Source organism: Citromicrobium bathyomarinum, assembly GCF_038594605.1.
Lineage (GTDB): Bacteria > Pseudomonadota > Alphaproteobacteria > Sphingomonadales > Sphingomonadaceae > Alteriqipengyuania > Alteriqipengyuania bathyomarina_B.
The window spans coordinates 1,177,319-1,200,923 of record NZ_JBCFZM010000001.1; the positions used below are offsets into that span (position 1 = coordinate 1,177,319).

Genomic DNA, 23,605 nt, shown 5'->3' on the forward strand with positions numbered 1-23,605 from the left:
CTCCTGTTTTCAGGACCTTGGATTCTTTTAGGGGAAAGACTCATGCTTCGTACTACCAAGACCAGCCTTACCGCGCTTGCCGTCGCGCTTGCCGCGCCGGCGTTCATCGCCGCTCCGGCCCATGCGCAGGATGCCGCCGCGCAGGAAGTCGCCCCGCTCGAAGACCTCGTCGATCAGGTTGCGATCCCCTACGAGGAATTCCAGCTCGAAAACGGTCTGACCGTGATCGTGCATGAAGACCGCAAGGCCCCCATCGTGGGCGTGGCCGTGTGGTACAATGTCGGCTCCAAGGACGAACCCAAGGGCCAGACCGGCTTTGCCCACCTGTTCGAACACTTGATGTTCAACGGATCGGAAAACGCGCCGAACGACTATTTCCAGTACCTGCAGGAAATGGGCGCGACCGATTACAACGGCACCACCAATTTCGACCGCACCAACTATTTCCAGACCGTGCCGACCGGCGCGATCGAGCGTGCGCTGTGGCTGGAAAGCGACCGCATGGGTTACCTGCTGGGCGCGGTGACGCAGGAAAAGCTCGATAACCAGCGCGGCGTGGTGCAGAACGAGAAGCGTCAGGGCGACAACCAGCCCGGCGGCCTCGTGTTCTACGAAATCATCAAGACGCTCTACCCCGAAGGCCACCCCTACGATCACAACGTGATCGGTTCGATGGCGGACCTCGACGCCGCTTCGATGCAGGACGTGCGCGACTGGTTCACCAACAAGTATGGGCCCAACAACGCCACGCTGGTGCTGGCAGGCGACATCTCCGCTGAAGAAGCCCGCCCGCTTGCGGAGAAGTATTTCGGCGACATCGCGCGTGGGCCGGTAAACAACCCCGCGCAGGCCGAGGTACCGCAGCTCAAGGAAGACGTCCGCAAGATCATGCAGGATCAGGTCGCGGCGACCCAGATCAGCAAGTACTGGTCCGTCCCCGGCATCACGAGCGAAGACCTGACCGCCCTCTCGGTCGGTGCAAGCATCCTCGGCGGTCTCGCCTCCAGCCGTCTCGACAACATCCTCGTCCGCGACGAACAGCTGGCGGTTGGCGTTTCGGCTGGCAACTACGCCTTCCAGCGCGTCGGCATCCTCAACCTCGGCGCAACCGTGAAGCCGGGCGTCGATCCGGAGGTGGTCGAAACACGTCTCAACGAAATCATCGCGCAGTACATCGCCGAAGGTCCGACCGAGGACGAAGTGCGTCGCGCAGCGACCGCCGATCTCGCGGGCACCATTCGCGGGCTCGAACAGGTCGGCGGCTTCGGCGGCAAGGCCGTGACGCTGGCACAGGGCAAGGTGCTGGCGGGCGACCCCGGCTTCTTCGATCGCCAGCTCGAAGTCCTCGCTTCGCTGACCCCTGCCGACGTGCAGGCCGCGATGCAGAAGTGGATGACCAAGCCCAGCATGACGCTGGTCCTCCAACCCGGCGAGCGTACCGGCGAATACGAGGAAGCAGCTTCGGTCGCCGCCGATACGGACGAGGGCGACGCAGAGCCGGCTTCGAACGAAATCACGGTGACCAAGGTGCGCCCGGCGCCTGAAATCAGCGCCCTGGCGGAACTCGACTTCCCCGATGTGACGCAGGCCACGCTCTCCAACGGGATCACCGTCCATTACGCGCAGCGCGATGCCGTTCCGGTAACCCGAGTGGCGCTCAGCTTCGATGCCGGTTCGGCAGCCGACCCGGTCGACATGCGCGGCCTCGAAGGCATGACTCTGGCCTTGATGGACGAAGGCACCACCAGCCTCACTTCGCAGGAAATCGCGGAGGCCAAGGAACGGCTGGGTGCGGTTATCTATAGCGGTGGCGGCTCCGACCGGTCGAGCTTCACGCTGACCGCGATGAGCGCGAACCTCTCGCCCTCGCTCGACCTGATGACCGACATCGTCCGCAATCCGGCGTTCAACCAGAGCGAACTGGAACGCGTCCGCACGCAGACGATCACCGGCATCCAGCAGTCGCTGAAATCGCCGGCCGGCATCGCATCCTACGTCGCAACCCCGCTGATCTACGGGGAAAACAATCCCTATGGCGGTTCGGCCACGGAAGAGTCGGTCTCGTCGATCACGCGTGACGATCTGATCGAATTCAAGCAGACGTGGCTGCGGCCCGACAATGCCGAGATCTTCGTGGTGTCGGACATGGCGCTGGCCGACGTGATGCCCGAACTCGAAGCCGCCTTCGGCAACTGGCAGGCGCCTGCCACGGCAAAGGGAACCAAGACCTTTGGCAGTCTGGCTGCAAGGCCCGAAAGCGCGCGGGTGGTCCTGGTCAACCGCCCCAACTCGCCGCAGAGCTTCATCCTCGGCGGGCTGATGACCGATACCGATCCGGCCGATCCGAAGATCATCGACCTGTACAATGCCAACAACGCCCTGGGCGGCAACTTCCTCGCCCGGCTCAACATGAACCTGCGCGAATCCAAGGGCTGGAGCTACGGTGTGCGTGGCGGACCGCGCGTCAACGAGAACACGGTCGCCTACTACGTGCAGGCACCGGTTCAGGCGGACCGCACGGGCGATGCGCTGGCGGAGCTGATCCGCGAAGTCGGCGAATTCGTGACCACCAGCGGCGTCACCGACGAGGAACTGACCCGCATCGTGAACGCCGAAATCCGCGAGCTGCCCGGCCAGTATGAAACCTCCGGTGCGGTGCTCGGCGCGATGCAGAGCAACGTGCTCTACGGGCGTCCGATGACCTACCAGGAAACGCTGGCCGATAAGTATCGTGCACAGACCCGTGAGAGCCTCGATGCGGCGGCGCGTGCGGCGATCGATCCCGACCAGTTCACCTGGGTGATCGTCGGCGATGCCGAACAGGTTGGCCCGCAACTCGAAGCACTCGGCCTGCCGGTGGAAACCATCGAGGTAGAGTAAGCGTTATTGACACGAATGTAGGTGCGGGCGATGGCCCGCCCTACCCACACATACGAGAGGAGTACCGCAAATGTCCGTAGCAGGAACCTATGATACCGTCGTAAAGAGCCCGATGGGCGACCAGAAGGGCACCTTCACCGTCGTTCCGGGCGACGATGGCAACACCTTCACCGGCTCGATGGCCGGCGGAATGGGCTCGATGGACGTGAAGGACGGCACGATCGCCGGCGACACGCTCAAGTGGAAGATGGATATGACCGTCCCCATGCCGATGGAGCTCAACTGCGAAGCGACCGTCACTGGCGACCAGATGACCGGCAAGGTCAACGCAGGCGCCTTCGGCGACATGCCGCTGACCGGCGAAAAGCAGGGCTAAGCAGGCTCAACCTACAACGAAAAGGCCGCCGGAGTTTGCGCTCCGGCGGCCTTTTTCTTTAGCAATGCGGGCGTGGCGGTCAGTCGGCTGCGCGCGCTTCGGCGGTAAAGGTGCTGGCCTGAGCAGCCGGAACGTCACCCGCTTCGTCGATTGCGGTGTCGCCCTCTGGCGAGGCCGCCAAAGCGGCCGCGGCCTCGGCCTTTTCGCGCTCCGCCTTGGCAAGCTCGGCCTTCTTTTGGGCCTCGGCCGCCAGCCTGGTGGCCTCCTTCACGTCGACGATCCGGTCGCGTTCGTAGGCGAGCACCCCATCCATCGGGGCGAGGCGCGCAATCGTCCCACCGAACCAGTTGTCCACCTTGCCAGCCGCGCGGAAATCGGCGCGGATTGTTTCATAACCGGCGAGTGCGGCAGGTACCGTATAATCGATAGGCCGGGCAGGTTCGCGTTGTTTGGCGAATTCGTCCCAGTTGATGCCCGACTGGCGCCCCGCGTCATCGTCGATCCAGCGCATCATCGCGAAGTCGCCGAGATTGGTGACGACGCCCGGCTTCGCATCGAATTTCACACTGCCCATGCACATGCACGATCCAACGGCCCCACCGTTCGGATTGAGGAAGATCGGCCCGTAATAGGTGTATTCGCCCGGATCGAGTTCGATCAGGTAGGAATAGACCTGCTCTCCGGCTTCATCCTTGCTCTTGTCGAAGACATAGTTTGGGCCCCAGCCAACCAACAGGCGGCGCTCGACCGATCCGATCGAGAAGGTCTCGCGGCTAACTTCGTCCGGTTTGTCCCGCAGCCGTTCGCCAGAGTACAGCTTGTCCTCGCGAATCCTCTCGCGCTGTTCGAGGTACCTTTCCAGCTTCGCTTCGTACTTCTCGCGGGCGTTGGCGTACTGCTCCTCCCAATCTTCTTGGAACAGCGCCAGATCGGCCTCATCGGCCGTCTTGTAGAACACACCTTGGCTGCGCGCGCTGCCGGTCACCAGGATATAGGCCCGGTCCGCCGCAATCTGTTGCTTGCCTCTGGCAAGATTCTTCGCCTCAATATGTTCGCGCTCGACATTCTGCGCGAGCGCGGGCGTGGCAAGCGCCATGGCAGCGCATGCGGCCGTGGCGATCATCGAAAAGATCTTCATGGCTGGAGCGCCTCCTGCGCGGGTTTGGGGCCGGATGCGACGCGGGCCTGCATCATCAGCTTTTGGGCGCGACTTTCCGCTTCCTCGCGGCTGTTGCCTTCCTCGAAGTTGAACTCCTGCCACAGGTCCTTCTCCAGCCCGTAACGACTATAACCCTTGTAAAACATGCAGTTGCGTATGTTCGTGCGGCGCTGCTTGCGCCGTTCCGCCGATCCGAAGATTGCGTCGGCCACGACCGATCCGATCGCCCCGCCCACCGCGCCGGCCATGCCGTATTGCATGACCTGCTGGGTGATCATCGACTGCGAGGCGCCGCCATAGAAGCTGAGCCCGCTGGTCAGTGCATCGCATTCGGCGATATCGCGAAAGGCAACATCGAAGCTGGTATCGGGCCGGTGGAAGTAGAAATACTTCTCGAAATCGTCCCCGTCGACGCTCCCCGCGTCGAAGGCGAGCGCGGGCATCGGCACGGCCTCCACCTCGGCGTCGGTGAAGGTGTAGATCGGCGGCTCGTTGCTATCGACATATTGTGCCTGCGCTGCGACCGGAACGGACAGCAGCAGCAGAGCGAAACAGATGCGTTTCACTGGATCCCCCTCATGTTTTACAACCCCGCCAACAAGATACGCGCGATAAAAACGTACGCCTATAGCGAAATGTGCGCGGTGGTGTTTTACCCGGCCATTTGTCCGCGCAGCGCCTGGTAGGCCGCCGCAGTGACGGTGTTGGCGAGGTTGAGCGAGCGGACCTTGTCGCTCTTCATCGGCAAGCTGACCATCTGCTTGGCGTGCGCCTGCACGATATCGCCCGGCAGCCCCTTGGTCTCACGCCCGAAGACAAGATAGGCGTCCGCCGGATAGTCCGGTTCGTAGAAGCTGCGCGGAGCATATTCCTCGAACAGGAACAGTTGATCGCCGCGCGGATCACGCTCCGCCAGGAACGCCTCCCAGCTCGCGAACTCCGCCAGCCGGATATGCTGCCAGTAATCGAGCCCCGCGCGCTTCAGCCGCGTGTCGGTGATCGTGAAGCCGAGCGGGTGGATCAGGATGAGTTCGAGATCGAGCGCCACGCAGGTGCGCCCCACCGCGCCGGTATTGCCGGGGATTTCGGGGTGGACGAGGACGATGGACAGGCCGGAGGCGCTCATTCGGGCATGATAGCGGGCCGGATCGCGCGGACGACATAGTCGCCCGGCGGCAGCAGCAACGGAATATCTTCGCCTGGCTCCACATAGATGCGGTCCATCGGCACCGCCATGTCGGGTTCGCCCGCGCGAAACGCATCGACGATCAGCGGGCCCTCACCCTCGCGGAGTTCAGCCGGAATGGCGATCTCGCGATCGCCCGCCCTGCGCCGCCACTGCGGGCGAGAGCGCGCGAACTGGGTGACCGGCTGTGAGAGAACCAGGTCGACCAGCCCTGCAGACTCGCCTTCGGGAAGCTGCGCGAGGAAGGCCTCGCCACCATTGCTCGAACACAGGATCTGCGAAATCGTCAGCGGATCGATTCCTGTGAGCTGCTTCAGGCGCGCTGCCATCCACAGGTTGGTCGATCCGTCGCCGCGCACCACCGGCACTTCGGACGCGTGCGAGTACCCGACATGGATGATCAGCTTCTCCCCATCGTCCATCGTCGCGAGGATCGCGGCGAGATTTTCCGCCTGCGCAGTTTCGCGTGCACGGATACGCTCTTCAACGGACGCATCTTGCGGAGCGGACTGGGTGGGCGTTTCCTCGTAGGCCACGAGCCGATAGCCGAGGCCTTTCGCCTCGCGCACCAGCCGCCCGAAGACAGGTTCCAGCGTATAGGTGCCGTCGGTCACATGCGGCCACGCGAGCGCGGCGTTTGCCTCGACCGGATCGACGCCGTCCTGCGCGTTGCTGAAAGTCTCGGCGGCATAGACGGTATAGCCCAATGGCCGCAGCGCGCCCAGCAACTGGCGCACGGTATCGCGATGGCGGGTGACCGAATGGCTTTCGTTCACGATCACCACCCGGCTTTGCCGCGCGCGCTCGACGATCGTAGCCAGAGCGGCTTCCCATCCCCGCCGGGTGCCCGGCAACACTGCGCAGGGCGAGGCGCGATATTCGCTGGTGTCGGTCAGGCTGCCGCGATCTTCGCGCCCCAGCATCGACCATTGCTGCGCCGCCGGACCGACTGCGGCCCCCTGCCCCGGCACGCGGTAGAACGGGTCCAGCCCCGTATCCTCGGAAGCAATCGGGGGGCCGGAAACGGACAGGCGCACCGAAGGCGTGGGCGCGCCGCCCGCAACACGCGGCGTGCGCGCCCCTTGCACCGCGGCGCTGCCCTGCGCGGGCTGTGATGCCTGCGCACGAGCTTGCCGGCTCTCGATTTCGGCATCGAGGCCGGTGAAGAAATCGGCGTACAGCGCTTCGTCCAGCACGGCGCGCTCCCCCGTCCGTGAAAGCGCGCCCGTACCCGACACCCCGATGGAGAAGGCGGCGCGAACCCGGACCGTCCCACCGCCAAGATCGTCGATATAGGCGGAAACGACCGGGGTCTGGTTCGATCTACCGAGGCCCGAAGTATCGACGCGAAGCCGATCCGTCGTGGTCCCCGTGGCCGTGATCAAACCGCTGTCCAGATCAGCGGTCTGCACCCGGTAGCCGCTATCGAGCAGCGCTGTCATCGTGCTGGCGAAGGCGATCTGTTTGGTGGTGCTGAATTCGCGATTCTGCAAACGCCGCAGTTCCTGTGCGGTAAGAGGGGCAGCGCCCTCTGCCCCCAGCACCGAATTGGCGATCGATCCGCCCGCCGCCGCCACTTTCTGGAACTGCTGCACGGGCGAACAGGCTGCGGTGCCTGCCAGCGCGGCGCACAGTGCCGTCGCGCAGATCGCATGGCGGGGGTGGCTCACGCCCTCCCCCTTTTCAGCAGACCGACCTTTCATGGCTGCTAGCCAAGCTTGTCCTTCAAAATCTGATTCACCACCGCCGGGTTCGCCTTGCCCTGCATTGCCTTCATCGTCTGGCCGACGAAGAAGCCGAACAGCTTGTCCTTTCCGCCGCGATATTCGGCCACCTTGTCTTCGTTGGCGGCGATGATCGCGTCGATCGCTTCCTCGATCGCACCGGTATCGCTGACCTGCTTGAGGCCTTCGGTATCGGCGATCTCCTCGGGGTCGCGGCCGGTCTTGAGGACGATTTCGTAGATTTCCTTGGCCTGTCCGCCCGAAATCTCGCCCTTGTCCTGCATCGCGAGGATGCTCGCCTGCGCCTCTGCGGTGGCGTGCGCGGGGTCGGCTTCTTCGCCCAATGACTTCATCACGCCCGGCGCGACCGAGAGCGCCCAGTTGGCGACCTGCGTAGCGACCGTCTTCTCGGGCTTGCCGATCTTGGCCGCCGTGGCGGAGAGCAGCGTTTCGAAGCGACCGAAGGTTTCCACCTCGGCGGTGAGCTCGCGCGCGTTGTAGGGCGTGAGGCCCAGCTCGTTCTCGTACCGTGCGCGCTTGGCGTCGGGCAATTCGGGCAGGCTCTCGCGGCATTCGCTCAGGAAGGCATCGTCGAGTTCGAGCGGCAGCAGGTCGGGATCGGGGAAGTAGCGGTAATCGTGCGCGTCTTCCTTGCTGCGCATGGTGCGCGTGGTGCCGGTGGCGACATCGAACAGGCGGGTTTCCTGATCGACCGTCCCGCCGCTCTCCAACACATCGACCTGGCGGTTCGCCTCGTATTCGATGACCTGCATGACGAAGCGCACCGAGTTGACGTTCTTCGTCTCGGTCCGCGTGCCCAGCTCAGAATCGCCAACCTTGCGCACCGAGACGTTGACGTCCGCGCGCATCGATCCTTCTTCCATATTGCCGTCGCACGACCCGACATAGCGCAGGATCGACCTGAGCTTGCGCACGTAAGCGCCTGCTTCGGCAGGAGACGTCATGTCGGGCTTGCTGACGATTTCCATCAGCGCGATGCCGGTGCGGTTGAGATCGACGTAGCTCATCGTCGGGTGCTGATCGTGCATCAGCTTGCCCGCGTCCTGCTCCACGTGAATGCGCTCGATCCCGATGATCTTGTCCTCGGGGATGCCCGCCTTCTCGTCCGCCTCGATCAGCAGCTGCCCCTCGCCCACGATAGGGTGGTAAAGCTGGCTGATCTGGTAGCCCTGCGGCAGGTCGGCGTAGAAGTAGTTCTTGCGGTCGAACCGACTCCACGCGTTGATCTGGGCTTCGATGGCCATGCCGGTGCGCACCGCCTGGCGGATGCACTCGCGGTTGGGCACGGGCAGCATGCCCGGCATCGCGGCATCTATCAGCGAGACCTGCGTGTTGGGCTCGGCCCCGAATTCGGTGGATGCGCCGCTGAAAAGCTTGGCGTTGGAGGTGACCTGCGCGTGGACTTCGAGGCCGATCACGACCTCCCATTCGCCCGTTGCGCCCTGGATACGGTATGTGCTCATGGCTGAGCGATTGCCTCGGTTCGCGCGAATTTGCAACGGGGTGCGCACCACGCTCAACCCGCATCGCATCCCCGGCCCCTCGCGCATCGCACCCGCCTGCGTGGTGGGCCGAGCGACAAGTACGTGCCAGCTCCCGTTTTTCGGGCGACACGCGCGCATTTCTGCGGGCACTTTGAAGTTCGCGGCGTGGACTTTGAACCCCGGTTGGCCTAGCTCCGGCCTTGGGCAGGAATGAGGGTCGAGCAAGGTGTTGAGCGAATTCGACGGGCAAGGCATCGATCTTCAATTCGAGGTCGAAGTCGCGGTTTCCGAGCAGCCGGGAGCGCGACTCCAGGTCCGGAACGATGCCCGCCAGCCCGTTTGCCCTGTCATGGTCGGCGGTCGCCCCGCGGGTTACCTGATCGGCCATGCCGTCGATATCGACCGGGGCGAGCTCGTTGAGAAACAGCTCGATCTGGAAGAGGCAGAGAGCCCGGCGGCGGTTGCCGAGCATGCGCTTCGCGCGCTCAACGGAAGCTTCCTCCTGCTGCTCGACTATGCCGGGGAGGTCTGGGCCTATCCCGACGCCAGCGCGACCGTCGGGCTGGTTTACGCGCCTGAGCGCGGCAAGGCCGGGTCTTCGGCGCGAGTCGTGCTCGGGGATAAGTACGATGCGCTGCTGCGCCGCGATCTGATCCAGGCTTTCGGTGCGGATAATGATGGTTGGTTCACGGCGGGCCTGACCGCGCACGATGGCCTGTTCCGGCTTCTGCCCAATCACCGGCTCAACCTGCTCACGTGGGAGACAGAGCGGTTCTGGCCGATCGAGATGCCCGCCTATCGCGACGATGTCGATCCGATGCTGCGGGATATGGGCAGCGAGATGGACACGGTGATCGCCGCACTGGCCGCGGCACGCCCGATCACCCAGTGCCTCACCGGTGGCAACGAGACGCGCGCGCTGCTGGCGTGCAATTCCGCCAGAAGCGAAACCGAGTTCATGAGCCTGTCGCTGCCGGTCACCGGCCTCGACCTGCATCTCGCGAAGATCCTGGCCGAGACGCATGGGCTTGAATTGCGCATCCTGCCGGGGGTGAAGGCCGACGCGGGAGCGACTGAGGTCTGGATCAAGGCAGCGGGGAACGCGCTTTCGGGGATGAATGCGGTCTGGTCTCCCAGCGTCGCCCCTCTTGCCGGTCGCTATCTTATCGGCGGACTGGGTGGCGAAGTCGGCCGCGGATTCCTCTGGACGAGCGAATTGCAGGGCACGGACAAGATCGGCACGTCGGTTCTGCTGGGGCTGCTGAAGCTCCCCAAGCATCCTCTGCTGATTGCGGCGATCGAGCGTTGGATGGAGGATCTGCCGCCCGACCTCGACGCATACCAGTTTCTCGACCTCGCCTATCTCGAGCTCAGGCTCGGCCCGTGGGGCTTCGCCCAACCTCGCCTGGCCGACAGCCCGGTGGATATAAGCCCGATGATAAGCCGTCGACAATTCGAGCGGATGTGGTCCCTGCCGCCGGGCTTTCGCCGCTCGCCGGGTTTCCTACGGCGCCTCGTCGAGCTTCACGATGCGCGCTTGCTCGACGTGCCGATCAATCGTTACGGCGACTGGCGCGACCGGCTCACCCCGCTCGTACGGGCGGCCCAGCGACCGGATCGTGCCCTGCGCAAGCTCAGAAAGCTGCTGGTTACGCGTTAGGGGAAGCGCGCCCACGCGGAGTGCTCGCCATAGCCTCCCGCGACGCCAGCACCTCTCGCCGCTCATCCAGCGCGGCGATTTCGGTCAGAAGACCTCGAACACCTCGACCACGGCAGGCACTCTCACCGATTTGCTCACCTGGTCTGCGGTGTCGGCTGCGTCGCTGCCCCCGTCCCTGATCCAGCCGATAATCGCGAGAACGATAAATAGGGTCACTGCAAGGATCACCAGAAACGTCAGCGCATTCATGCAGCCCTTCATCGCGTCCTCCTCGTCAAACCGCCCGTAGCCCGATCCCGAACCTGCTCACATATAATGAGAATTCCAGTACATCGCCGGTGCACCTGCCGAAACGATCAATAGCCCCGCAAGACTGCAACCCCACCGGATGGCCTTCGACACGCCCAGTTCAGCAGCAATGGCTTCTCTCAAGTCATATCCGCAAGCATTGCAGTTCACATAGGGCTTCGGTTCTCCGCAGGCCGAGCATCCGCAGCGCTGTTGCTCTCGCTGCAACGCGGGCACTCGACCGACCAGGCGGTGTCGTACTCGCTCACGAAGCTATCGCCCGCACGTCTCGCGATGGAAGCGGCATCTATTCATCGTCGATCCGCTTCTCATCCTTGGCGAAGCGCGCCTCGCCATGCTTGCCGCGCCGCGAGATGATTGCCGGGATCATCATGACCGCCGTGACCGCAACGGCCGCAACGAGCGTGAAGATGGCTTCGTCGCTCACCACCATTTCTCGGGTTTGGCATCGAACCCGCTGCGCTGCTCGATCGCCAGCCCGGCGTTGAGTACGCCCTGCTCGTCGAACGGCTTGCCGACGATCTGGAGGCCGAGCGGCAGCCCGTCGCCGTTGAGCATCGCGGGCACGCTCATCGCGGGCAGGCCAGCCAGTGAGGCAGGCACGGCGAACACGTCGTTCAGATACATCGCCAGCGGATCGCCGTCGAAGCCGCCCAGCGGGAAGGCGGCATTGGGCGTCGTCGGGGCGAGGATGAGGTCGCACTCCCCCCAGGCCTTCTCGAAGTCCTGCGCCACCAGCGTGCGGATCTTCTGCGCCTGTGTGTAATAGGCATCGTAGAAGCCCGCACTGAGCACGTAAGTGCCGATCAGGATGCGCCGCTTCACCTCGTCGCCGAAGCCAGCCGCGCGGGTCGCGGCGTACATGTCCTGCAAGCCAGCGCCTTCGGGCAGATCGCGCAGGCCGTAGCGCACGCCGTCATAGCGCGCGAGGTTGGAGGAGGCTTCGGCCGGGGCGATGATGTAATAGGCGGGCAGCGCGTATTTGGTATGCGGCAGCGAGATATCGACGATCTCCGCGCCCGCATCGCGCAGCCATTCCTTGCCCCGCTCCCAACTGTCGAGGATCGCCTGATCGGTCCCCTCCATGCGGTATTCGCGTGGGATACCGACCTTCTTGCCTTTCAGGTCAGGGTTCAGGCCCTTCTCCCACTCGGGCACGGGCATGTCGAGCGAGGTCGAATCCTTCGGATCGAACCCGGCCATCGCCTCCAGCATGATCGCGCAATCGGTGACGTCGCGCGCCATCGGCCCCGCCTGGTCGAGGCTGGATGCGAAGGCGACCACGCCCCAGCGCGAACAGCGCCCGTAGGTCGGCTTGATCCCGGTGATGCCAGTGACGGCGGCAGGCTGGCGGATCGAACCGCCGGTATCGGTGCCGGTGGCTGCCGGAGCGAGCCGTGCGGCAACCGCAGTGGACGAGCCCCCCGACGAACCGCCGGGGATCAGCGCGGCATTACCGCCCTGCTTGCGCCACGGCGAAATGACGTTGCCGAAATAGCTCGTCTCGTTCGACGAACCCATCGCGAACTGGTCGAGGTTGAGCTTGCCCAGCATCCCCGCACCCGCCTTCCACAGGTTGGCGGACACGGTGCTTTCGTACTGCGGGACGAAGCCTTCGAGGATGTGGCTGGCGGCCGTGGTCTGCACGCCGTCGGTGCAGAACAGGTCCTTCATGCCGATCGGCACGCCGCCCATCTTGCCCAGTTCCTCGCCCTTCGCGCGCTTCGCATCCACCCCGTCGGCGGCTTCGAGAGCTTTCTCAGGCGTGGCGACGATGAAGGCGTTCAAGTCCTTCGCGGCGGCGACATTGGCGTTGAAAGCCTCGGCCACTTCGCGCGCGGTGAAATCGCCACCGGCGACCCCGTCGCGGATGGCTTTGACGCCAAGGTTGGTAAGGTCGTTCATATCTGTGAGTCCCAGCGAAAGCTGGGACCCCGGGCCGCCAGTTCCGCGCAAATTGGATGGAGGCCCCAGCTTTCGCTGGGGCTCATGGAGGCGCGTTGCGCGATCACTCGATCACCTTGGGCACGCCGAAAAATCCGTGCTCGGCAGCGGGGGCATTGGCGAGCACATCCTCGCGCCGCCCACCTGCGGTCAGCGGATCGGCATCGCCCACGTCTTCGCGCAGGCGCATGGCCTGCGGGATCACGGCGGTCATCGGCTCGACCGAGGAGGTATCGACCTCGCCCAGCTGCTCGACCCAGCCCAGGATATTGTTGAGTTCGGGGACCATGCGATCCAGCGCCGCGTCATCCATCTGGATGCGCGCGAGGCTCGCGATCTTGGCCACTTCTTCGCGGGTGATTGACATAGCGTGGCGTTAGCCGCGCCGCATCGCAGCATCAAGCGGTCAGATTACTTGAATGGTTGGCTAGCGGGCTTGCCGTCCACGAATATCTGCTGCCCCTCGAAAGGCCGAAGTTCGATGTCGCCGTCATAGTCAACAGGGCCATCCAGCCCCTCGTACTCGTGAATCAGCTTCCCATCGTATACACGTTGGGTTTCGGCCTTGTCACTTCCAGCTGCGACCCAAAGGAGGTGGGGGTTGTCACCATACTCGGCCTTGGTCATCAGCGCGATCAGCACACCTTCGGGCGAAGCTCGGAGCGGTTCCACCCTGCATCCTTCCCTGCACAGAATGACCTCGTCGCGTAACAAGGCCCGGACAGCCTGAGCCGTATCGTCATCGAGCGCGGAGAGATCGGCATTGGACGCCATCGCCTCTCGTTCCGGAATGGTCGAGCGGTAAGGCTTCGTCTTCAATTGCAAGGTCATGCGCGCCAGTTCCGCGACACGAGGGCGTCCGCTCTTCGCCAGCCGCGCCAACGCCTTGCGCCCCGGCTCGCCGAAGTCCCAGCGCAGGGCGGAGAAATCGAACTCCTCCACCGAAATCGCCCCCGTTTCCAGCCGCGCGAGCTGGTCCTTCGTCGACAGCGAACCGAAATTGAGGATCGGCAGCGCGAGGAACAGCGCGAACAGCGCCGTCGCGAGCCCCAGCCGCAGGTTCGATGCACGCAGCCGATCCCGCCAGCTCCCGCGCACACCCAGCACAGCGTCGATGAAGTACGCGAGCCCGAAGGCGACCGCGACGATGATCGAACACAGCGCCCACAACCGCTCCGGCGAAAGCCCGTGCTGGTCGATCCGCACGCCAGTGCTGATCGCGGCAAACACCGTCAGCGGCAGGATGCCGAGCGCCAGCGCATAGCCCGACCATTTGAGCACGGCCCCGCCGACCATGTCCGCATTTCGGTCGCGCAGCACGGCATTGGCGAGCACGTAGGCACCGATGGCGATCGACAGCAGCACCGTGGTCGCAGAATCGGTCGCATTCCACAGCACGCTCGGCCCCGAAACGACCACCGCGCCAAGGAATACCGCAATCGCGATCGCGAGCGGCAGCGCCAGAATGGAAAGGACCAGCAGCACCACCGATTGCAGCGTGCCGATGATCTTCAACTGGTTGCGCAGCGTGCCCAGACCCGCACCCAGCGTCAGCCCAGCAAACATCCATCCGAACCAGTCCGCCTGCACCAGCTCGCGAAAGGGAATGCCGACGAGGTCGAGCAGCGACGCGACCAGCCAGATCAGAAGCCAGGCGAGCCCTAGGAATGCGAAGGCACCCGCACCCGTGATCGCGTCGGTCCAGACGAAATAGTGGATGTCCTTGTAGTCGGTCCGCAGCCGGCGATGAAGGAAATCGGCCTGGAACAGCGGCACGGCGAGCAGGCAGGCAAACACGCCCGCCGCCACGGCATAGCCGCTATCCGCGACATCATTGCCCGCGCCGACCGCGCGCCAGGTCAGTCCGCCGACGACGAGGCCGGTGACGATGGAGAAGATCGCAGGCGCAAGCAGCCGTCCACGCTCGGCAGTGAGAACGAAGGCACCGCAGGCGAAGGCGATGAAGGCAGCCGCCGCAACGCGCGGCCCGCTTTCGTCAGCATCGTCGGTAATCAGATGGATCGCGAGGCCTGCCAGCGCCAGGAGGCCTGCGAACAGCCAGGGACGCAGCGGCCAGTCGGTCTCGACCCGGCTGCGTGCGGTATCGCCGCCCTCGTAAGCGCCCTCTTCGTTCATCGACCCCTCCCTTTGAAGGGAAGGACCATAGGCGAATTACTGCGGCGGCGCAGCCCCTTCGGGAGCTCCTTCAGGCAGGGGCTCGCCCATCGGCGCGCCGCCCGGTCCGCCCATCATCGCGCCCTGCTGTTGCTGCATCATCTGTGTGATGACCTGCACGCGGCGTTCGAATTCGGCGCGGCTCATGAAGTCGACCAACTCGACCTCGAAGATAAGTTCACTGTTGGCGGGGATGATGACTTCGCCCGTCTGCGGATCGGTCCGCGGCTCGTCGCCATAGCCCTTGCTCGGCGGGATACGCAACTCGTACTCGCCACCCTTCTGCATCTGTAGCGCACCTTCGGTGAAGCCGGGAATCATGTTGCTGAGCGGCAGCGGATTGCCTTCGGGGAACACGCCTTCCACCGGGATCGGCAGCGGCTGCGACTGGTCGAACACCTTACCGTCGGCCAGCTTGCCGACATAGTTGACGAAGATCACGTCATCGGCGCTGGGGCTCGGCCCCTCGCCCGCTTCCAGCACGGTCAGGCCATAGCCCTTGGGCGCGAGGCTCCACGCGAGCAGCACGGCGAGGACGACCGCTACGATCACACCGATCCACAGTTTGGCGAGCGAGCCCTTCGCGATCGGGCGGAGGGGGACGCGGGTGACTTCGGTCATCGATCAGATCCTGAAAAGGCTTGAGGCCATGCGGCAAAAAGGCAGATTCGTCCGGCGTCGAAACGCCGAACGGCTCGCGCCCATCTGGCGCAAGCCGTCCTGCTGTTCAAGGCTGTGTGTTCAAGGCCGTGCCAGACAACCCAGCCCGATCGACCGCGCTATCGCAGCCGATCCGGCGAACAGGCCTAGCGACCGTCGCGCTCGGCGCGCTTGCGGTCCATCTTGCGCGCGCGGCGAATGGCGGCGGCTTTTTCGCGCGCGCGCTTCTCGCTCGGCTTCTCGTAGTGGCGACGCAGTTTCATCTCGCGATAGACGCCCTCACGCTGCAGCTTCTTCTTGAGAGCCCGCAGAGCTTGGTCGACATTATTATCGCGAACCATGATTTGCATAAACTAAAACGCCTTTCAAAACATAAACTTGGCAGCACACGCCGCTGCGCGGACCGACGAAAATATTATATGGAAAAGGCCGGCAACGCCGAAGCGGCCAGCCCCGATGCGCGCTTTATAGGCCAAATGGCACCGCCGTGCAAGGCACATACGGGCGATCCGCCGCGCCCACAGCACGTGTAGCGCACGCGACGCGGGTTGGCGCGGGCACCCGGGCACTATAGAGAGCGTCACGCAAATGACCAGTCTTTCCCCCATCACCGCAACGCTGGGTGTCGCGCTCGGCGGCGGAATCGGCGCTGCGCTGCGCTATAATCTCGGTCGCGCGATGACCGCGTGGCTCGGCGTGCCTGCGGTCAGCACGTTCCCTTGGCCGACGCTCGCCGCCAACGCCATCGGCTCGCTTGTCATGGGCTTGCTGGCAGGCGGCCTCGCGCGCGGGTTTGCCGACGGCCATGCCGATCCGCTCCGGCTGATCCTCGGCGTCGGCCTGCTTGGCGGCTTCACCACATTTTCGGCGTTCAGCCTCGAAACCTGGCTACTGATCGAGCGCGGGCAGGTATCGATCGCGCTGCTCTACGTGCTGCTGTCGGTTTCGCTGTCGATCAGCGCGCTGGTCTTCGGCCTCACCATTACACGAGTGTTCTAAGCAATGTCGCCGACCGAAACAGACCCCGACAAGGGAACCGACGAGAGCAGGCCCGAAAGAAGGGAAGTGCGTCAATACACGGTCGCGCCCGACGATGACGATATCCGGCTGGACCGGTGGTTCAAGCGACACCTGCCCGAAGTCGGGTTCGCAACCGTGGCGCGCTGGGCGCGCACCGGGCAGATCCGGGTCGATGGCGGCCGCGCCAAGCCGGACGATCGGCTCGTGGCGGGCCAGGTGCTGCGCATTCCCCCCGGCAATCCCGCGAAAACAAGGGCCCCGCGCAAACGCGCCGAACTGAGCGATGAGCAGCGCCAGCAGGCACGCGCGATGGTCATCACCGAGACCAAGACGGCGATCGTGCTCAACAAGCCGCCGGGCCTCGCGACGCAGGGTGGCAGCAAGACCTACAGCCATGTCGACGGCTTGCTCGATGCCTTCGTAGAGGGTGACGGCCCCCGCCCTCGCCTCGTCCACCGGCTCGACAAGGACACGTCGGGCGTGCTGCTGATCGCGCGCACGCCGGGCAGCGCGGCGGCATTCTCCAAGCGCTTCTCCGGGCGCAGCGCCAAGAAGGTCTACTGGGCGCTCGTCGTTGGCGTGCCCGAACAGCATGTCGGCGAGATCGACGCACCGCTCGCCAAGCAACCGGGCACCGGCGGCGAGAAGATGCATGTCGACATGGAGGGCGGGCAACCGGCCAAAACGCGCTACCGCGTGGTTGAACGCGCAGGCAACCGGGCTGCATGGCTCGAACTCGAACCACTGACCGGCCGCACCCACCAGTTGCGCGTCCACTGCGCCGCGATGGGCCACCCGATCGTCGGCGACGGCAAATATGGCGGGCAGGAAGCCTTCCTCACCGGCAGCATCAGCCGCAAGATGCATCTGCACGCGCGCCGCCTGATCATCACCCAGCCAGGCGGCGGCCAGCTGGACGTGACCGCCGAGCTGCCCGAGCATTTCGCCACGACGATGGAGCAGATGGGCTTCGACCTGTCGCTGACCGATGCGGAGCCGCTGCGCGACGATCCGGGCCCCAAGACCAGGGCCGAAAAGAAGCAGGACGCCAAGCAGCACGCCAAGCAGTATCGCAAAGCGCGCCGGGGCGAACGCCGCTCGCGCGCCGTCTCCAAACCCGCCGCCAAGAGCAAGGCAGGCAAGAAGCCGAAACCCAAAGGCAAGCGCTGATGCATCCGAACCCGGTCTTTCGCAGCGACGATCGCGCGCTGCTCGAAATGCTAATCGACAAGATCGGCTTCGGGATGGTGTTCCTCACCACGCCCGACGGACCCCGCGTGGCGCACACGCCGCTACTGTTGTCAGGCGAAGGTGCGGTCCAGTTCCATCTTGCGCGCGGCAATTCCCTGACCCGCCACCTCGACGGAGCGACCGCTCTGGTGACGGTCAACGGCCAGGACGCCTACGTCTCGCCCCGCTGGTACGCGAACCGCGATAGCGTGCCGACCTGGGATTACGTCGCACTGGAGTTGGAAGGCAGGGTGCGGCGGATGGCGGACGAGGGGTTGGAGGCGTTCCTGCATGCCGCCATCGCAAAGCACGAAGCCCGGATCGAGGGCGAGCCATGGCGCGCCGACGAGGCGAGCGAGTCGCTGTGGAGCGGGCTGTTCAAGGGCATCGCCGGGTTCGAGCTGGAGGTGCAGGCGTGGCGCCCCACCATCAAGCTCTCGCAGAAAAAGAGCGCGGCTGAACGCGAGCGAATTGCCGCAGGGCAGGCCGCTGCGGGACGACCCGCAATCGCGCAGCTGATGCGGACTCTTGGCGCATGACCATCCGCTGCGCGGTGTTCGATTGCGACGGCACGCTGGTCGACGGGCAGGCGGCGGTGTGCGATTCGATGGAGGCTGCATTTGCCCAAGCGGGACTGCCTCAGCCCGATCGCAACGCGGTGCGCCGGATCGTCGGGCTCAGCCTGCCACAGGCGGTCCTGCAACTGGCTCCCGATGCCGAACGCGAACAACGGATGGCGGTGGTCGAGGCCTACAAATCGCATTTCCGCGCCACGCGCGAGAGCGGCGCCCTGCGTGAGCCGCTTTATGCGGGCATCCGCGAAGTGCTGGACGCATTGCGCGAGGCAGGCTGGAACCTCGCGGTCGCCACCGGCAAATCCGACCGCGGCCTGAACGCAACGGTCGCCACGCATGGGCTGACCGGGGTTTTCGACAGCCTTCAGGGCGCGGATCGGCATCCCTCAAAGCCGCACCCGGCCATGCTGGAAGAGGCGCTGGTCGAATGTGGTGCAGCGCCCGGCGATGCCGTGATGATCGGCGATACCAGTTTCGATATCGAGATGGCGAAAGCTGCGGGCGTGCGCGCCATCGGCGTGGCGTGGGGCTATCACGAGCCCGAGGAACTGCTGCGCGCGGGCGCCGAAGCGGTCGCGCAAACCCCGACACACCTGACGGAGATTCTCCTTGGACGCTGACCCCGAAGCGGCCGAGGCGGTTGCGGCGCGCCGATACTGGGCGCTGCAATTCACCCGCCTCGCCGGAATTTTCACGACCTTTACCGGCGCGATGTTCGTCGTGGGCCGGATCGATGCCGGCGACGCAGGGGCGATCATCGGCCCCGCCCTGTTCGTCGCCGGGCCGCTGCTGTTCTTCGTGGCCCCCGTCCTGCTCGCCAGGAAGTGGAAGCGCGACCAGCCATGAAGCGGTTCTGGAAGGCGGCCGACCTCACGCAGGTCGATTGCGGGTGGCAGGTCGCGCTCGACGGCAGGCCGGTCAAGACGCGCTGCGGCAGCGCGCAGATCCTGCCCACCAGGGCGCTGGGCGAATTGCTCCGCGGCGAGTGGGCGGATGCGCCGGAAGAGGTTCACCCCGATCACTTCCCGCTGCGCGACCTCGCCGACCGCGCGATCGACAGTGTCGCGAATGATCGCGAGCCCGTGATCGCCCGCCTGCTCGGCTTCGCCGATGGCGATACGCTATGCTATCGCGCCGAGCCGGACGAGGCGGTAGCGCGGCGCCAAGCGCAGGTGTGGGACCCGATCGTAGCTCAGGTTGAGGACGAGTTGGGCATCACGCTCAGCCGCACGCACTCCATCCTCCACAAGCCGCAAGCCGAGCCCAGCCGTGCAGCGATACGCCAACGTCTCGAGAGCGAGAGCGCCTTCGTTCTTGCAGCGCTGGATGCCTCGGCCTCGCTCGCCGCGTCGCTCTGCGTGGCGCTGGCCGGGCTGAAGGACGATGCCGACGCGCAGGCGCTGTGGGCCGCCGCCAATCTGGAAGAGGATTTTCAGGCCGAGCAATGGGGCGTGGATGCCGAGGCGCTGGCCCGCCGCAACGCGCGCGAGGCCGAGTTTGCCCGCGCGCTGGCGTTTGCGCGCGCGGCGCGATCACCAGACTAGGATCGCGCGGGCAGTCCTTCGCAAAGCGGGCTTTCGCCCTACCCGCCGATCCATTCGGCCACGTCGAGCGCAACCTGGTTTGCCGCATCGTTCAGCGCATTGCCAACCGGGCTGGCCTGCGCCGGAACGCCGGGAATGCGCGCCGTGAAGCGACGGGTTTCCAGCCGACCGGCGCTCTCGCGGATCGCGTCGTAGGTCACGATAACCGACCCGCTCTGCGCGTCGTAGCCGAAATCGCGCAGGGTCCCGCGCAGCATGGCATCGGTTCCGCTGCGGCTCTCCACATCGTCGAGCACCAGCCGCCCGGTCCGCTCGCGGATGGTGGTGACCAGCAGGTTCTGGAACAGCTTGGCGGGCCGATCGACCCACACCGCATCCTGCAGATAGGCGATGGTCGAGGCATCGACCTGAACCGGCACCCGCGTCACCGCGAGGCTACCGGGAACCTCGGGCCGCATCACGGTCAGCGCGCTGGTCGCCTCGCCCGCGGGCCCGGTGCCGGTCTCGATCGGCGCATGGGGCGTCAGGGTCAGCAGCGCGGGCGGCGGGTCTTCGCCGATGCTGATGCATCCGGCCAGCAGGCACGCGGCAGCCCCGATGATCGGCAGGCGGAGGGTCGTCAGGCGCAGAATGGACATCGCTGTCAGTCCTCCGGTTCGTAGTCGGGCAGCTTGGGCGAGGACAGCAGGTCGGTCGCGCCCTTGTCTTCCAAACGCTCGGTCAGGCTGCGCAGAGACCGGCTGGTCGCCTGCAGGTCCTCGAGCGTGGCATTCGCGGTCGGCAGGGTTCGATCATTGAGCGTGCGCACGGCAGGCTGCGCCTGCTCGAGCGTCTCGTTGAGCGTTTCGGCGGTCTTGTTCGCCTTGCTCAGCGTGTTGCGCAGTTCATCGGCGATCGACTCGCCCTCGCGATTGATCAGCTCGTTGGTCGATTCGGTGGTCTTCTCGAACGCATCGAGTGCTTCGCTCGCCTCGCGCAGCGTGATCTGCATCTCCGCGAGCGCGCCCTGCAATTGCGGGGAAGCATCCGCAACCTCGGCGGAAATCGCGTTGGTGTTGCGTAGGATACCCGCCAGCTGCTGCTGGTTATCGTCCGACAGCAGCATGGTCAGCCGCTCGGTCAGCGTGGCCAGCCGTTCGAGCAGCAGCGGCGCATTGGCGAGGATTTCGCCGAAACCGCCCGCCTTGGGCGGGATTACCGGCACGCCTTCGGGGCAGGCGGTGGTTTCGCAATCGATCGGTGGGCGGCCCTTGCGCGCGCCGTCCAGCATGATCGTCGAGACGCCGGTGAAGGAACTTTGCACCGTGGCGGTGGTGCCGACCAGCACCGGCACATCTTGCTTCACGGCGACCCGCACGCGCACGAATTCGGGGTCCTTCTCCCACAGCGAGATTTCGCTCACCTGGCCGACCGGAACGCCGGCAAAGGAAACCTGGCTGCCATTGGCCAGTCCGGCGACCGACTGCTTGAAGAAGATGTCGTATTCCTTGCGATCGTTCTCGCCCAGCCGGGCGATCCACACGATCGCAAGCGCCAGGGCGGCGAGAATGGCGAGGGTAACCGCCCCCACCCAGACATGATTGGCCCTGGTTTCCATAATGTGTCGCCTATGCCTCGTCTTCGCCGGACTTGTCCAACGCTTTGACCGCCTCTGCCGCGATCGGCTTGTCCATATGCCGGCGCAATTCGTCCAGCGCCTGCGCGGTCAGTGCGGCGCGACCGCGCGGCCCGTTGAAATATTCCTGAATCCACGGATGGTCGAGCTGCATCAGGTTGGGCACCGTATCGACCGCGATCACGCGTCTGTCGGCCAGCACCGCAACCCGGTCGCAGATCTCGTGCAGCGTATCGAGATCGTGGGTGATGAGAAACACCGTCAGCCCGAGCGTTTGCTTGAGTTCTTTGGTCAGCTGATCGAAAGCCGATGCACCGATCGGGTCGAGCCCGGCGGTCGGTTCGTCGAGGAACAGCAGCTCTGGATCGAGCGCGAGCGCACGGGCCAGCCCGGCGCGCTTCCTCATCCCGCCCGAAAGCTCGGATGGATACTTGTTCGTCGCTTCTTCGGGCAGGCCCGACATCACGACCTTGTAGCGCGCGATCTCGCTGACGAACTCGGGCGAGAGATCGGGGTAGAACTGCTTGATCGGCACCTCCACATTCTCGCCCACCGTCAATGTGGAGAACAGCGCCCCGCCCTGGAACAGCACGCCCCAGCGGTTGCGCACGCCCAGCGCCTCGTCCGGCTCGGCGTCGGTCATCGATTGGCCGAACACCTCGATCTGGCCCGCGTCGGGCTGCTGCAACCCGATGATCGCGCGCATCAGAACCGATTTGCCGGTGCCCGATCCGCCGACCACGCCCAGAATCTCGCCCCGCTTCAAATCGAGATCGAGGTTCTCGTGTATCACCTGGTCGCCGAACGCATTGTCCAGCCCGCGTACGCGCACCGGATACTCGCCGCGAAACCGTTCGTGCCGCTGCGGTTTGTCCCCGCCGAAAATTTCGTCGACGATACTGCTCATGCCCAGCCAACCCCGGTGAAGAACACCGCGAAGAACGCATCGAGCACGATCACGGTGAAGATCGCCTGGACCACCGCATTGGTGGTGCGCTTGCCGACTTCCTCGGAATTGCCGTGGACCTGCATCCCCTGGTAACAGCCCGCGATCCCGATGATCAGACCGAAAACGGGCGCCTTGATCATGCCCACCCACACATCATAGGTCGGCACGACTTCCTGAATGCGCATCAGGAAGGTCCAGAACGGAATGCCCAGCATCAAGTCGGAGATTACCGCGCCGCCGACGATCGCCATGACCGATGCATAGAAGCCCAGCAGCACTATCATGAACACGCAGGCGAAGATGCGCGGGATGACCAGCGCCTCGATCGGCGAGATGCCGATGGTTCGCATCGCGTCGATTTCCTCGGTCAGCTTCATCGTGCCGATCTGCGCTGCAAACGCACTGCCTGACCGGCCCGCGACCATGATCGCGGTCATCAGCACGCCCAGTTCGCGCAGCGTGATCCGCCCGACGAGGTTCACCGTGAGCGATTCGGCGCCGAAAAATCGCAGTTGAGCCGCGCCCTGCTGCGCGATCACGATCCCGATCAGGAAGCTCATCAGGCCGATGATCGGCAGCGAGTTGACCCCGACCGATTCGAACTGGTGGACCAGCGCGCGATAGCGGAACCGGCGCGGGTGCCGAATCAGCGCACCAATGCCGATCAGCACCTGGCCGAGGAAACCGATGATGTTGGTGGTGCCGCGCCCGGCACCGAACACCTTTTCGCCCATCGCTTCGGATGCGCGCTCCAGCAGCGCGTTGCGCGGCGCGGCCATGGGCGAATCATTGTCGATCTCGCCAACCGCATCGATAAGCCGCTGCGCCCGCTCGCTCGCATTGACGATTTCTGCGGAATTCTCGCGCGCCAGCTTGCAGGCGAACCATGCACCGACGGTGTCGATTTCGTTGACCTCGCCAAGGTCGATCGTCGCGATGCCGAGATCGCGCTCGCGCAGATCACCCTCGATCTCGCCGATGGTCGACAGGATATACGGCCCCGAAAGCCTGAGGATACCGCCCCCGTCGCCGCCCTGTTCCAGCGTATGCTGCGCCTCTGTCGCCATCGCGTGTCGCTATGCGGGCAAAGCGCT

General features: G+C 64.9%; 25 protein-coding genes. 9 read left to right on the forward strand and 16 right to left on the reverse strand.

The genetic code is table 11. The annotated features are described in order from the left end of the window. Positions 1-42 precede the first annotated feature (42 nt). Together AAG612_RS05730 and AAG612_RS05735 are read left to right on the forward strand one after the other, a co-directional pair. Positions 43-2,880 (forward strand): M16 family metallopeptidase, encoded by a 2,838-nt coding sequence (locus AAG612_RS05730; protein ID WP_342508108.1) that lies wholly within the window; start codon positions 43-45, stop codon positions 2,878-2,880. Between the two features lie 70 nt (positions 2,881-2,950). Continuing rightward, the gene (locus AAG612_RS05735; protein WP_342508110.1) at positions 2,951-3,256 is read left to right on the forward strand and encodes a hypothetical protein; all 306 of its coding nucleotides are present in this window, start codon (positions 2,951-2,953) and stop codon (positions 3,254-3,256) included. A gap of 79 nt (positions 3,257-3,335) precedes the next feature. On the opposite strand, the gene AAG612_RS05740 is transcribed toward AAG612_RS05735, so the two are convergent. The 5 genes from AAG612_RS05740 to gatB form a co-directional block, all read right to left on the reverse strand. Further along, positions 3,336-4,394, reverse strand: a complete 1,059-nt coding sequence (locus AAG612_RS05740) for a hypothetical protein (RefSeq protein ID WP_342508112.1) — start codon at positions 4,392-4,394, stop codon at positions 3,336-3,338. Continuing rightward, complete coding sequence (locus AAG612_RS05745) at positions 4,391-4,981, reverse strand: hypothetical protein (RefSeq protein ID WP_342508114.1); 591 nt, start codon at positions 4,979-4,981, stop codon at positions 4,391-4,393. Before AAG612_RS05745 ends, AAG612_RS05740 begins: the two co-directional genes overlap by 4 nt. A gap of 86 nt (positions 4,982-5,067) precedes the next feature. After that, a complete protein-coding gene (locus AAG612_RS05750; RefSeq protein ID WP_342508116.1) occupies positions 5,068-5,541 on the reverse strand; it encodes a tRNA (cytidine(34)-2'-O)-methyltransferase in 474 nt (157 codons plus the stop codon). Beyond that, on the reverse strand, positions 5,538-7,271 hold the full coding sequence (locus tag AAG612_RS05755) for a hypothetical protein (protein ID WP_342508117.1): 1,734 nt from the start codon (positions 7,269-7,271) through the stop codon (positions 5,538-5,540). The genes AAG612_RS05750 and AAG612_RS05755 overlap by 4 nt, the downstream gene beginning before the upstream one ends. Before the next feature lie 38 nt (positions 7,272-7,309). Next, a complete protein-coding gene (gene gatB / locus AAG612_RS05760; protein ID WP_342508120.1) occupies positions 7,310-8,809 on the reverse strand; it encodes an Asp-tRNA(Asn)/Glu-tRNA(Gln) amidotransferase subunit GatB in 1,500 nt (499 codons plus the stop codon). Between the two features lie 250 nt (positions 8,810-9,059). Here gatB and AAG612_RS05765 point away from each other — a divergent pair, with 250 nt between their 5' ends. Next, on the forward strand, positions 9,060-10,490 hold the full coding sequence (locus tag AAG612_RS05765) for a hypothetical protein (protein ID WP_342508122.1): 1,431 nt from the start codon (positions 9,060-9,062) through the stop codon (positions 10,488-10,490). An 84-nt stretch (positions 10,491-10,574) separates the two neighbouring features. On the opposite strand, the gene AAG612_RS05770 is transcribed toward AAG612_RS05765, so the two are convergent. The 7 genes from AAG612_RS05770 to rpsU all read right to left on the reverse strand — a co-directional run bounded on the left by AAG612_RS05770 (position 10,575) and on the right by rpsU (position 15,928). Continuing rightward, on the reverse strand, positions 10,575-10,751 hold the full coding sequence (locus tag AAG612_RS05770; protein WP_342508124.1) for a hypothetical protein: 177 nt from the start codon (positions 10,749-10,751) through the stop codon (positions 10,575-10,577). 334 nt (positions 10,752-11,085) lie between these two features. Beyond that, positions 11,086-11,226, reverse strand: a complete 141-nt coding sequence (locus AAG612_RS05775; RefSeq protein ID WP_342508126.1) for a hypothetical protein — start codon at positions 11,224-11,226, stop codon at positions 11,086-11,088. Continuing rightward, positions 11,223-12,704: an Asp-tRNA(Asn)/Glu-tRNA(Gln) amidotransferase subunit GatA gene (gatA, locus tag AAG612_RS05780; protein ID WP_342508128.1), complete on the reverse strand. Its 1,482-nt coding sequence runs from the start codon at positions 12,702-12,704 to the stop codon at positions 11,223-11,225. Before gatA ends, AAG612_RS05775 begins: the two co-directional genes overlap by 4 nt. Positions 12,705-12,807: 103 nt before the next feature. Then, on the reverse strand, positions 12,808-13,110 hold the full coding sequence (gatC, locus tag AAG612_RS05785) for an Asp-tRNA(Asn)/Glu-tRNA(Gln) amidotransferase subunit GatC (protein WP_342508130.1): 303 nt from the start codon (positions 13,108-13,110) through the stop codon (positions 12,808-12,810). A 44-nt stretch (positions 13,111-13,154) separates the two neighbouring features. Further along, positions 13,155-14,879 (reverse strand): DUF4153 domain-containing protein, encoded by a 1,725-nt coding sequence (locus tag AAG612_RS05790; protein ID WP_342508132.1) that lies wholly within the window; start codon positions 14,877-14,879, stop codon positions 13,155-13,157. 36 nt (positions 14,880-14,915) lie between these two features. Beyond that, positions 14,916-15,539 (reverse strand): FKBP-type peptidyl-prolyl cis-trans isomerase, encoded by a 624-nt coding sequence (locus tag AAG612_RS05795; protein WP_342508135.1) that lies wholly within the window; start codon positions 15,537-15,539, stop codon positions 14,916-14,918. Positions 15,540-15,724: 185 nt separating this feature from the next. Beyond that, positions 15,725-15,928 carry a 30S ribosomal protein S21 gene (gene rpsU / locus AAG612_RS05800; protein ID WP_342508137.1) on the reverse strand — a complete coding sequence of 68 codons (204 nt, stop codon included), beginning with the start codon at positions 15,926-15,928 and terminating at the stop codon, positions 15,725-15,727. Positions 15,929-16,166: 238 nt separating this feature from the next. On the opposite strand from rpsU, the gene crcB reads away from it, so the two are divergent. From crcB to AAG612_RS05830, 6 genes are read left to right on the forward strand one after another with little or no spacing between them, the layout of a single operon-like run. After that, the gene (gene crcB, locus AAG612_RS05805; protein WP_342508139.1) at positions 16,167-16,577 is read left to right on the forward strand and encodes a fluoride efflux transporter CrcB; all 411 of its coding nucleotides are present in this window, start codon (positions 16,167-16,169) and stop codon (positions 16,575-16,577) included. 3 nt (positions 16,578-16,580) lie between these two features. Beyond that, entirely contained in the window at positions 16,581-17,768 is a 1,188-nt protein-coding gene (locus tag AAG612_RS05810; RefSeq protein WP_342508141.1) for an RluA family pseudouridine synthase, read from the forward strand. Beyond that, on the forward strand, positions 17,768-18,367 hold the full coding sequence (locus AAG612_RS05815) for an FMN-binding negative transcriptional regulator (protein ID WP_342508143.1): 600 nt from the start codon (positions 17,768-17,770) through the stop codon (positions 18,365-18,367). Before AAG612_RS05810 ends, AAG612_RS05815 begins: the two co-directional genes overlap by 1 nt. Further along, positions 18,364-19,023, forward strand: a complete 660-nt coding sequence (locus AAG612_RS05820; RefSeq protein WP_342508145.1) for an HAD-IA family hydrolase — start codon at positions 18,364-18,366, stop codon at positions 19,021-19,023. Before AAG612_RS05815 ends, AAG612_RS05820 begins: the two co-directional genes overlap by 4 nt. Beyond that, the gene (locus AAG612_RS05825; protein ID WP_342508147.1) at positions 19,013-19,249 is read left to right on the forward strand and encodes a hypothetical protein; all 237 of its coding nucleotides are present in this window, start codon (positions 19,013-19,015) and stop codon (positions 19,247-19,249) included. Before AAG612_RS05820 ends, AAG612_RS05825 begins: the two co-directional genes overlap by 11 nt. After that, positions 19,246-19,947: an ATP12 family protein gene (locus AAG612_RS05830; RefSeq protein ID WP_342508149.1), complete on the forward strand. Its 702-nt coding sequence runs from the start codon at positions 19,246-19,248 to the stop codon at positions 19,945-19,947. The genes AAG612_RS05825 and AAG612_RS05830 overlap by 4 nt, the downstream gene beginning before the upstream one ends. Positions 19,948-19,985: 38 nt before the next feature. On the opposite strand, the gene AAG612_RS05835 is transcribed toward AAG612_RS05830, so the two are convergent. The 4 genes from AAG612_RS05835 to AAG612_RS05850 are packed head-to-tail and all read right to left on the reverse strand — an operon-like array spanning position 19,986 to position 23,578. Further along, positions 19,986-20,585: an ABC-type transport auxiliary lipoprotein family protein gene (locus AAG612_RS05835; RefSeq protein ID WP_342508151.1), complete on the reverse strand. Its 600-nt coding sequence runs from the start codon at positions 20,583-20,585 to the stop codon at positions 19,986-19,988. 5 nt (positions 20,586-20,590) lie between these two features. Further along, a complete protein-coding gene (locus AAG612_RS05840) occupies positions 20,591-21,544 on the reverse strand; it encodes an MlaD family protein (RefSeq protein WP_342508154.1) in 954 nt (317 codons plus the stop codon). Positions 21,545-21,554: 10 nt separating this feature from the next. Further along, complete coding sequence (locus tag AAG612_RS05845) at positions 21,555-22,469, reverse strand: ABC transporter ATP-binding protein (RefSeq protein ID WP_342508156.1); 915 nt, start codon at positions 22,467-22,469, stop codon at positions 21,555-21,557. Then, positions 22,466-23,578, reverse strand: coding sequence for an ABC transporter permease (locus tag AAG612_RS05850; RefSeq protein WP_342508158.1), 1,113 nt, complete (start codon positions 23,576-23,578; stop codon positions 22,466-22,468). The genes AAG612_RS05845 and AAG612_RS05850 overlap by 4 nt, the downstream gene beginning before the upstream one ends. Positions 23,579-23,605 lie beyond the last annotated feature (27 nt).

Coding starts and splice junctions, on each gene's coding strand:
- AAG612_RS05750 (WP_342508116.1), bottom strand. CDS start 5,541: ATGAGCGCCTCCGGCCTGTCCATCGTCCTCGTCCACCCCGAAATCCCC.
- AAG612_RS05810 (WP_342508141.1), top strand. CDS start 16,581: ATGTCGCCGACCGAAACAGACCCCGACAAGGGAACCGACGAGAGCAGG.
- gatA (WP_342508128.1), bottom strand. CDS start 12,704: ATGAACGACCTTACCAACCTTGGCGTCAAAGCCATCCGCGACGGGGTC.
- AAG612_RS05815 (WP_342508143.1), top strand. CDS start 17,768: ATGCATCCGAACCCGGTCTTTCGCAGCGACGATCGCGCGCTGCTCGAA.
- AAG612_RS05835 (WP_342508151.1), bottom strand. CDS start 20,585: ATGTCCATTCTGCGCCTGACGACCCTCCGCCTGCCGATCATCGGGGCT.
- AAG612_RS05740 (WP_342508112.1), bottom strand. CDS start 4,394: ATGAAGATCTTTTCGATGATCGCCACGGCCGCATGCGCTGCCATGGCG.
- AAG612_RS05845 (WP_342508156.1), bottom strand. CDS start 22,469: ATGAGCAGTATCGTCGACGAAATTTTCGGCGGGGACAAACCGCAGCGG.
- gatB (WP_342508120.1), bottom strand. CDS start 8,809: ATGAGCACATACCGTATCCAGGGCGCAACGGGCGAATGGGAGGTCGTG.
- AAG612_RS05850 (WP_342508158.1), bottom strand. CDS start 23,578: ATGGCGACAGAGGCGCAGCATACGCTGGAACAGGGCGGCGACGGGGGC.
- AAG612_RS05790 (WP_342508132.1), bottom strand. CDS start 14,879: ATGAACGAAGAGGGCGCTTACGAGGGCGGCGATACCGCACGCAGCCGG.
- AAG612_RS05795 (WP_342508135.1), bottom strand. CDS start 15,539: ATGACCGAAGTCACCCGCGTCCCCCTCCGCCCGATCGCGAAGGGCTCG.
- gatC (WP_342508130.1), bottom strand. CDS start 13,110: ATGTCAATCACCCGCGAAGAAGTGGCCAAGATCGCGAGCCTCGCGCGC.
- AAG612_RS05840 (WP_342508154.1), bottom strand. CDS start 21,544: ATGGAAACCAGGGCCAATCATGTCTGGGTGGGGGCGGTTACCCTCGCC.
- crcB (WP_342508139.1), top strand. CDS start 16,167: ATGACCAGTCTTTCCCCCATCACCGCAACGCTGGGTGTCGCGCTCGGC.
- AAG612_RS05730 (WP_342508108.1), top strand. CDS start 43: ATGCTTCGTACTACCAAGACCAGCCTTACCGCGCTTGCCGTCGCGCTT.
- AAG612_RS05770 (WP_342508124.1), bottom strand. CDS start 10,751: ATGAAGGGCTGCATGAATGCGCTGACGTTTCTGGTGATCCTTGCAGTG.
- AAG612_RS05735 (WP_342508110.1), top strand. CDS start 2,951: ATGTCCGTAGCAGGAACCTATGATACCGTCGTAAAGAGCCCGATGGGC.
- AAG612_RS05830 (WP_342508149.1), top strand. CDS start 19,246: ATGAAGCGGTTCTGGAAGGCGGCCGACCTCACGCAGGTCGATTGCGGG.
- AAG612_RS05820 (WP_342508145.1), top strand. CDS start 18,364: ATGACCATCCGCTGCGCGGTGTTCGATTGCGACGGCACGCTGGTCGAC.
- rpsU (WP_342508137.1), bottom strand. CDS start 15,928: ATGCAAATCATGGTTCGCGATAATAATGTCGACCAAGCTCTGCGGGCT.